The 6,582-nt window shown below is 64.5% G+C and carries 5 protein-coding genes; 4 read left to right on the top strand and 1 reads right to left on the bottom strand.

All coding sequences use genetic code 11. The features are described from left to right. Nucleotides 1–84: 84 nt before the first annotated feature. A complete protein-coding gene (gene xerC, locus ACFWM7_RS05900) occupies nt 85–1,302 on the bottom strand; it encodes a tyrosine recombinase XerC (protein WP_383255538.1) in 1,218 nt (405 codons plus the stop codon). 530 nt (nt 1,303–1,832) lie between these two features. Between xerC and ACFWM7_RS05895 the strand changes: the two genes are divergently transcribed. The 4 genes from ACFWM7_RS05895 (at nt 1,833) to ACFWM7_RS05880 (ending at nt 6,543) form a co-directional block, all read left to right on the top strand. After that, nucleotides 1,833–2,921: a dsDNA nuclease domain-containing protein gene (locus ACFWM7_RS05895; protein WP_383255531.1), complete on the top strand. Its 1,089-nt coding sequence runs from the start codon at nt 1,833–1,835 to the stop codon at nt 2,919–2,921. After that, nucleotides 2,911–3,489, top strand: coding sequence for a hypothetical protein (locus tag ACFWM7_RS05890; protein WP_383255529.1), 579 nt, complete (start codon nt 2,911–2,913; stop codon nt 3,487–3,489). The genes ACFWM7_RS05895 and ACFWM7_RS05890 overlap by 11 nt, the downstream gene beginning before the upstream one ends. Further along, entirely contained in the window at nt 3,486–5,405 is a 1,920-nt protein-coding gene (locus ACFWM7_RS05885; protein ID WP_383255526.1) for a hypothetical protein, read from the top strand. Before ACFWM7_RS05890 ends, ACFWM7_RS05885 begins: the two co-directional genes overlap by 4 nt. 514 nt (nt 5,406–5,919) lie before the next feature. Beyond that, nucleotides 5,920–6,543 (top strand): tyrosine-type recombinase/integrase, encoded by a 624-nt coding sequence (locus ACFWM7_RS05880; RefSeq protein ID WP_383255524.1) that lies wholly within the window; start codon nt 5,920–5,922, stop codon nt 6,541–6,543. Nucleotides 6,544–6,582 lie beyond the last annotated feature (39 nt).

Raw genomic sequence — 6,582 nt, 5'->3', positions numbered from 1 at the left:
GTATCGGAGCAATCCGATACCGGCCCTTGATCATTTTTGGGGACCAGTTGGGGACCAACCGGAGGTCCGGCGTCCCTGACCGGGTCAGCGGGTCATGACGATGGGGCCCGGTAGCGAGCGTGGTGCGCGCAGCGCGCTGAAGTGGGCCGAGAGCGCCGCTCCGGTGGCCGTGATCTTGTGGACGTCCGGGTGAAGGTAGCGCTGGGTGGTGGTCAGTGAACCGTGGCCGGCGATCCTGCGGAGGACGTGTACCGGGATCCCGGCGTCGGCGAACCAGGTCAGCGCGGTGTGCCGGAGGTCGTGGCGGCGCAGATGCTCGTAGCCGAGCTTGGTGACCACGTCGTCCCAGTGTGTGGCGTCGCGCAGGACGGCGGTGGAGATGCGTCCGCCTCGTGGGCCTGTGAACAGGCGGGCGTCCGGATTGAGGCCGGCGGACAGGATGCGTTGCGCGACGAGGGGGCGGATCTCCTCGACGATGGGAACCTTGCGGGCCCGCTTGCCCTTGGTGCCCTTGTCGGTCAGCCCGCCGGGGGCGGGTGTGGTCTGACGGCGAACGGTCCAGATCCACTGGGTGGTGTCGATGTCTCCGACGCGGCAGCCGGAGATCTTGCCGATCCGTGCGGCGGTGCACGCGGCGAAGATGACCACGTCTCCCCAGCCGCGGTACTCGTCGTGGGAGGCTGCCACGAGCGCGTCGGACAGTGCGAGGAGTGTTTCCCAGTCGGGCAGGGCGAGCGCGCGTGGGTCGAGGAGTTCGTCCTCGGCCTGCTTGTAGAGCTTCTGCCAGCCGGTCACCCGGGCGGGGTTCACCTTGATGATGCCGTCGCGCACCGCCTGCTCCATGACGCGGACCAGGACGGCGATGGTGTTCTTGACCGTTGAGCGGCTGAGCTCGTCGGCGATCCAGTTCTGCACGGTGCGGTCGACAGCACCGTTGGTGATCATCCGGACCGCGATGTGGCCCAATGCGGGCACGACGCGCATCCGCCAGCCGGCGAGATAGGGGTCGAGAGTCTTCAACTCCAGCCCTCGCAAAGCGAGGTCCATATTCGCATTGCCGTACTCGGCGAGCTTCATGGTGGCCAGCGACGGGGACAGCCCTGACTCAGCCGCTTCGATGATCGACTGGAGCCAATCCTGCGCTTCGTCCTCGTCCGCCTTTCCTTCCGACAGGGACAGGCGCCGCTTCGTAGCCGGGTCGAACCAGCGGACCCGCGCTCGGTACGGGTTGGGGCGATCAGGCCGGTACTCGATGTCGGTCGTGAGCCGGACACCGACCGGCACCACGGCTTTCTCGGCCATCATGCGTCTCGGCGCGGGACGGTCCGGCGGCGACGCAGCCATTCCTCAATGTCGACCGCGCTGTACATGACGACGCGTTCCGAAACGGCGACGAACGGCGGGCCTTGGGGCGGCCGGGCGGTGCGCCAACGGCGCAGAGTCGAGGTGTCTATTTGACGCTCGTTCTGATGGGGTGTCAGGTGTGCCTTGGGCAGGTCAGGTGGCGTCAAAGCTGCGAGCGACGATGTGACGCCGAGGGCTGGTGACGCTCAATGCGGGGCCCGCCGGATCGTGCAGATCAGATGTCGCGGAAGAGACCAGCCAGCGCGCTGACCTGCAATGGTGAGATGGGTTCGGGCTCTGACCTGCGCGAATGATCTTTTACTTGTTTCATGATCGTGCCGGTTGATGGTCCGCACGCCCGTTGCTCTTCTGGGTGGTGCGGTGATCTACTACACACTCCGGAGTGGCTTATGGGGGAACTGTGCAAACAGGCCATTTTGCCGTAAATCGAGAGTCCAGTGCTGTGCGTCAGCGCGCGCGAGGTGGCTGTGGCTCTCGCGCCTGCTGACGGCGGCCGTCGGAGCAGGCGCGGGTTCGCCTACCAGGATGCCGTCACGTTGCTGGACTGCCTGGACATGCTCGAAGGCAGGTGGACAGCGGTCTCGTGGGAGGACCTGGAGGACATCCTGTGTCATCGGGATGGCGCCCCCGTATACCGGCAGGTCAAGACGATCGAGGAAGCCGGGACGCGGCACAGTATCGCCAACGTTTGCAAACCGGAGGAGAAGAAGGCCGCAGACAGCAGCTATCTGGGCAAGCTGTTCCTGGGTAAGCCGTTGCCGGACGGCACACGGTTCACCTTCATAGTCAACGAGACGCCCCAGCGGGACTTGTATGCGTTCGTCGCGGAACGTGACCGCCCTCGCGGCCCGGTGAGCGCGGACGCCCGCGCGGACATCGTCAAGAGGCTCCAAGGGGTTCAGCTGCCTGACGGCAGGGACATCGGATGGTGTGTTGACCGCCTGGACGTCCTGGTGGAGGCGCGCACCATCGACCAGGTCGAGGCGGAGGCCATGGCGCGACTGGCGCCACTGGTGGAAGCGTGTCTGGGCGAGAAACCGCTGTACGGGGAAGTCGAGGAGGTCATGATCTGGCTGATCTCCAAATACATAGCCCGCAGCGCCCTTGAGCTGCGACCGAGAACCTTTACCGTGGACGATTTCGGCGCGGCCCTGGACGACAGCGTGCGCAGAGCAACCGGGCGGCGACGAGACGGTTCCACCGAACTGTTGATGAAGCTCAAGCTCAAGCTGCGGACTGCTGAAATACCGGAGCCCGAGGCGGAAGCTCAGCACGATGCCATGCTCGCCTACCGTCGGACGTACCGCGCCAGTGTCGGCACCCGGCGCCGCGCGTACGACGATCTGGCCGATCAGATCAACGCCATCTGCACGCTCGCGATGGCGAAACGACGCGCCGGACGTCTCGCCGCCGGCTCGGCGGCGTACTTCGAGACGCTCGTGGCGGTGAGCGAGCTGCCCGGGGTGAGCAGCCGGCAGTTCACCCTCGCCGAGGCCCACGCAGTGCTTTCCGACATCACGGCACGCTGCCAAAACAGGTACGCCGATGCCTCATAAGATCGGCAGCAGCGTGGTGCCCCCGCTGTATCGCGCCTGGGACCCGGACGACTCCCCTGACTTCCACGCAACACGGCTCCTGCTGCTGATCTACCTCTGCGGCGAGGAGCCCGGCCCCTACATTGAGGGACGGACGAAGTTCGCCAAGCTTGATTTCTTCGTGCGCTATCCAGGATTCCTGGAGCGGGCCCACGCCGCGATGCCGGAAGCCGTCGATGCCGAAACCGCGTTTCTCGCCCCCGATCCGTCCGAGGTCGAGGCGCCGATGATCCGCTACCGCTACGGGCCCTGGGATCAGCGCTACCGGCAGTTCCTCGCCTTCCTCGTCTCTAGAGACCTTGTGACCATCACCACCCACCGGGTCGAACGAGTGAAACTCAAAGCCGTCGGCAAGAGGACCGCGCAACGCCTCACCGAGGCCCCGCAGTTCCAGCCGCTGGTCCGGCGCTGTCAGGCCATGCGAGGAAATCTGGCCGCCATGTCGGGCACCGACCTGAAGAACCTGATCTACGACCTGTTCCCCAACGAGGTCGGCAACGCGTCCTTCCGCCAGGAGATCCGGCCATGACAAAGCCCGTGACCGCCCACCCCGACCGCGGGATCAGGATCGACTCCGTCAAGCTCGTTCACAACACCGCAGAGATCGACGAGTACACCTTCGGAACCGGCATGCTGAACACCCTCAGTGGGCCCCGCAACAGTTCCAAGACCACCACGCTGAAGGTCATCGACTACTGCTTCGGCGACCGCGGCGGGATGATCGATGCTCTTGGTGCAGCCGTCTCCGACGAGTACATAGAGGTCTCCACCGCGATCCGGCTCAACGGCCAGCCCCGCACCCTGACCCGTCTCCTCCAGCACGGACGTATGAACAAGGTGTACGTAGACGGAGACGGGATGACCGACGCTGACTTCTCCGACTGGATCCTGCGCGAACTGGGCTGGCCCAACCTGCGCATCCCCAAGGGCCTCCACCCGGCCACAGCCAGTGAACTGACGCCCTTGTCCTTCCGGAACCTCCTGCGCCATATCTACCGCAACGAGGAGTCCTGGACGAGCTTCGCCAACAAGGAGCAGGAATTTATCCGGCGCGGCGTCGTCAGCATGCTCCTCGGCTTCGCCCCCTCCCGCTACGACAACAAGGACTTCGCCGTCGCCCAGGCCAAGCGGCGCCTTGCCGTAGCTCAGGCAGTGGAGCGGGACGTGCAGGACAGCACCTCGCAGGCCGTTACCGCCATCTCCGAACGGCTCGGCATTCCCGTCGCCCGCACCCTCGACCAGGTAGCGACCGCACGAGAAGAGGTCACTTCCCAACTCGACGGGGTTCGCCAACGACGTCACGAACTGACGCGAGAGATCAACAGCCTCCTGCAGGGAACGTCTACCACCGAGACGGCAGCCGGATACGACTCCTCTCTGACGAGCGTCTACGAAGACGTATCCAAGCGGCTGCAACTTGCGGTCGACGAGGTAGTCGCGCTCGAACAACTTGGCAGCGAACACGCCCACTCGGCTCAGACGGTCACCTCCGAGGTGACCCGCATGGAACGCCTCGTTGCTTCCGTGGAGATCTTCGATGCCCTGCCCGTACGACTCTGCCCGGCGTGCGAACAACGGGTCGACCCACACCGAGATCACGACGAAGACGCCTGCTATCTGTGCTTCCAACCGGTTGACGACGACCAGCGCCGCCGACGGGCACACGTGGAGATCCGGTCGCTCAAGTCGGAACTCGCCGACCTGCACGACGTCACCGCCCGCACTGCTGCCGATCTGCAAGAGGCCCGCACTCACCGGGCGAACCTTCAAGAGGAACAGACACGGCTCGCGCACCGCATCAACGAACAACGCGCCGCGCAGCTGGCGCCCTTCATGGCCACCCTCGAAAACCTGGCTGCCCAGATTGCCCAGCTCGAACAGAAGATGACAGCCTTTCCCGCCATCGAGGAGATCCTCCAACGCCGCGCTGTGGCCAGCCAGGCCGTCACCGTTGCACAACAAGCCGTTGACGCAATTGATCAAGAGCCTGCCGCCGTCGCCACAGCTACGCTCACCTCCGTTGAACGATGCGCCTTGTTCGCCGAGCGCATGAACGAATTTCTTCACCGCTACCGCGAGCGCGGCTGGGTCAAGGGCACCATCACCATCAACGACAGTGACCTCACCTTCTACGTAGGCACCCGCCCCTGGGATCAAGCCCTTGGGGCAGAGCCGAAGGTGCTCTTCTTCCTGGCCTACAGCTACGCCACGCTCTTCCTGGCATCCGACCTCGACGAAGAAGCTGCGTTCCCCGGCCTGCTGCTCCTGGACAACCCGTACCAGCAGGGCATCGGAACCACCGTGGTCGACGATGTCCTGCGAGATCTCGCAAACGCAGCCCAGAGCACGGGTGCTCAGGTCATCAGTACCCAGGCCGTTCCGGTACCACGAGACCCGGGCGCCATCCGAGAGATCCACATGCCCACGGAGTACGAAGCGCCATAGACGGACTCGCAGGAGTGTTGGTATCCCCTGGGTAGGCCGAGAGGCGCGATCCCGACAACGGGAAACGGGCCAGGGTTTGGTCAGGACAGTCCGTCTGCGGCAAAGAATAGTCGCTAGAGGCATAGATGAACGGACCACGCAAAGCACGTAATAGAGCAGGCGCTTAGAAGGCGCCTGCTCTGTTCATTCATCCAGGTGCCATTGTGTCCCGGTTTAGTAAATTTTGTGCAGCGAACGCTACTTCCAAGGGTAGTTCGCCGGCGGCAGACGTATTGGGTCGCCAACATACTGGATTAGGGCGGCTGCTTTAAGTGAACCTAGGTGTAGGCGGGTTAGCCGCCGATGCGTGTAGTCGGCGTGGAGCGACGACGAATCCCGCACGGGTTGATGGGCGGGCCCCTGCCTTTGTAGCACGGGATCCCCGGTTACCGAAACCGGGGATTGTGTGGACGATTGTTGTTGTCGAGCGATCCGCGTGCGACAGATCCCCTATCCCCGCAAGGAGTTCACTGCTGTGCTGGTCGATGCTTTGGATGAGGAATGGATACTTTCCGAGAGGCAAGTTCTCTCGCTATTGGATTGGATACGCCAGCAGGCGGGCGGCAGTCGCTCGGTGTACCCGTTCCTGGTCACCCTGGCCGAGGGGGCACTCCGTCCGAGTGAAGTGCGATCCCTGCGTGTTCGCGATGTTGTCCATCGTTCGGGTGGTTCTGGTGAGCTGACGGCTGGCTGTCGAGGGCAGGCTCGACTGGTTCCGCTGCGACCGGGGTTCGCCATGTTCCTGCGCGGGTGGATCAACGATGCCGGTCTCCAGAAGGATGATCTGTTGTTCCCCGACGCGCGTGGTGGGCGACTCTCGGTAGATGCATACATGGGGCTCTGGGAGCAGGCGCAAGAGGCCGTGCTGCCCCATGACCAGCTGCTGCCCTGGCGGTTGGGGGAGCCCGTCGACATCCTGCGGGAGTCTTCCTTGGTGCGATGGCTGAGGCTGGGCGTCGATGTCGCCACGGTGGCCGAGCTCGCTGGAGTGGCCCCAGCCTGGCTGGCGCTTCGCTACCCGTACTGCTTCCGTCTCGAAGCGACAGAGATCGATTGGGGAGCGCCTCGCTCGGGCGACACGCCTGCCAGAGCCGACTGACCGATGAACCGGGCGGCGCTTCGCTAGACCGGCGGAGCG

The sequence above is a fragment of the Streptomyces sp. NPDC058375 genome, assembly GCF_042723425.1.
In the GTDB taxonomy this organism is placed as follows: domain Bacteria; phylum Actinomycetota; class Actinomycetes; order Streptomycetales; family Streptomycetaceae; genus Streptomyces; species Streptomyces durocortorensis.
Note: the sequence above shows the minus strand (reverse complement) of the source record. Positions and strands in the feature narration are given on the sequence as shown.

Excerpts from the sequence above, each read along its gene's own strand:
- ACFWM7_RS05890 (WP_383255529.1), top strand. The coding sequence starts at position 2,911 with ATGCCTCATAAGATCGGCAGCAGCGTGGTGCCCCCGCTGTATCGCGCC.
- ACFWM7_RS05885 (WP_383255526.1), top strand. The coding sequence starts at position 3,486 with ATGACAAAGCCCGTGACCGCCCACCCCGACCGCGGGATCAGGATCGAC.
- xerC (WP_383255538.1), bottom strand. The coding sequence starts at position 1,302 with ATGGCCGAGAAAGCCGTGGTGCCGGTCGGTGTCCGGCTCACGACCGAC.